This window comes from Croceitalea sp. MTPC5 (assembly GCF_036985505.1).
In the GTDB taxonomy this organism is placed as follows: domain Bacteria; phylum Bacteroidota; class Bacteroidia; order Flavobacteriales; family Flavobacteriaceae; genus Croceitalea.
Genome location: NZ_BTGQ01000018.1, coordinates 1 through 2,291 on the forward strand (window position 1 = coordinate 1; position 2,291 = coordinate 2,291).

Below are 2,291 nucleotides of genomic sequence, written 5' to 3' on the forward strand. Positions count from 1 at the left end.
GGCAACATTGAGCAAATCCCATAAATCAGATGCACTCTTTAACTCAAAGTCGTTTCCTTTTATTTCAACACAGCCTTTAGAGTATTTTAAACCAAAGTCAAGTTCCCACATATAATACTCAATCCAACTATATTTATGGTTGTCATTCATTGCTAATTGCAACACTTTTACTAATTGATTTTGCAACCAATGATTTGCATAATTTGAAATATAATCGTTAGGTAAAATCACTCTAAATGCTTCACTACATTTAATATCGTGCCTATGTTGTTTTTCTATTTCGTTTATCGTTTTAATAAATAATTCCTTTGAAAAAACAACGTTGCCTAACAATGTATAACCGTCAGGCTTGGCTTGTGCTGTTTTGATATTTTCGTCTGTATTCATAAGTTGTTTATATTTTTAAAGTTAGTTTCTAATTCACGCCCGAACGGTTATACTCAACGTTACCCACAATTTTGAGAATCGCATTATCCATATTAATTATCCTAATATTTTCAAGCTGTAGCAAAGAGAATAAACTACTTGCACCTGTTAAGTACAAAGGGAAATATGGTTTTATAAACACTAAAGGAAATTGGATTATTGAGCCAAAATTTGACTCGGTCGGAATTTTCTACAATGGTTATGCAGATTACTACATCAAAGGAAAAAGTGGATTGATAAATCAAGACGGAGAAATAATTATTCCAGCCAAATACAGCTTCATTGGGAATGTTGAATCCGATTTGGCATTAGTGGAAATTGATGAAAATTATAATTTCTCTGACCTTAACGATAATTTGATTTCGGATATTAGCTTTTACGATGTTGGCGATTTTTCCGAAAATTTAGTTCCTGTCCAATTCAAGGATGATGGTAAATGGGGTTATATGGACGTAACAGGAAAAATGAAAATTGATACTTTATTTGATTATGCTGACATATTTAAGAATGGCAACGGACTTGTGGAAATTGGAGATTTAGAATTTTTAATAGACACAACTGGAACAATAATAGATACTGTTGTCAGTCCAGGATTGAGATACAAAAAATATCGAGTAACTGGGAATGCAGATAATGGTACATTAGGGAAAGTTAGTATGAATAGAGATACCATAATGCCGAATAAATACAGTTCATTTGGTTATGTTCAAAATGATAAGTTTTGGTTCAAACAAAATGGCAAATTTGGATTAGCAGACAATTTAGGTCAAATTCTAATTCAACCAATTTATGATGAACTGTCCTATTTTAGTGATAATGGATTGGCGCGAGCAAAGAAAAACGGAAAATATGGTTTCATAAACGAGAAAGGGAAGACAGTTATTGACTTTAGATTTGAAGACGTCGGAGGATTTAAGTACGGACTTGCAAAAGCAAAAAACAATAGTCAATGGGGATTTATAAACAAAAGTGGAGAGTTTGTCATCGAACCAAAATTTGACCGAATTGGACATCAATTTAGACCAACGAATGCCAAGTTTGAATCGATGTATGAATATGAACGAAACTATTAAAAAAACTGTGGGTAACACCGTATATAATTTATTGCTAGTTCTAGCCTACTTACGAAAATACTCGCGGACTTTCTATTCAGTTTTTATTTGCTAAATTAGGTGCTTAAAACACGCAACAAACCATATACATAAACGTTGTACACCATTTGAGAAAAGCATTTGTAATCATATTGACCTTTATCGGATTTTTGTCATTTGGACAAGAAACGGAACTGAATTCGATTGAAAAAAACGAGTTGGACAGTATTTATGTCAAAGCATTAAATAGCAGATTTGACCTTTTACTTTCGAGCGGTTGGAAATATATTGAACTCAACGAAAATGGAAAGCGGATTTCCAAACTGAACGTATCTGACCGATATAAGTTTTTGACCAATGAGGAATTAATTGACTTGTCAATAAAAGAAAAAAAGACAATTCGGGTTTTGCGTCTGACTCACAAAATAATTGGAATTGACACAGTTGACGTGAATTTTGGAATTGTAAATGTTACTGGAAAACGGAAAATCCATTTCAACAATGGACTGAAATTTAAAAAAGCGGATTTTGCATTAAATTGTGGCGGAACAAATGGCTACGTTCCTGATATGAGATTTGTGTTTGACCGAAAGAAAAATAATTGGGAATTAATAGGTGGAAAATATAAAATCCCGACTGAATAAAAAACGGTGTACAACAATGTATAACCGCAATTACGGCGGATTCGACTACGTCCGAATCCACTCGGAATTGCGAGCGTCAGTGCCAAACCGAAAATTAACGCATATTAACCCGTAACTGACGGTTATACGA

3 protein-coding genes are annotated in these 2,291 nt (G+C 33.3%); 2 read left to right on the forward strand and 1 reads right to left on the reverse strand.

The annotated features are described in order from the left end of the window. Positions 1 to 387 (reverse strand): hypothetical protein (locus tag AACM45_RS20180; protein ID WP_339145006.1); only part of this gene is annotated, 387 nt, incomplete at its 3' end. A gap of 71 nt (positions 388 to 458) precedes the next feature. Between AACM45_RS20180 and AACM45_RS20185 the strand changes: the two genes are divergently transcribed. Next, positions 459 to 1,499, forward strand: coding sequence for a WG repeat-containing protein (locus AACM45_RS20185; RefSeq protein WP_339145008.1), 1,041 nt, complete (start codon positions 459 to 461; stop codon positions 1,497 to 1,499). 146 nt (positions 1,500 to 1,645) lie between these two features. Continuing rightward, a complete protein-coding gene (locus tag AACM45_RS20190) occupies positions 1,646 to 2,161 on the forward strand; it encodes a hypothetical protein (RefSeq protein WP_339145010.1) in 516 nt (171 codons plus the stop codon). Positions 2,162 to 2,291 lie beyond the last annotated feature (130 nt).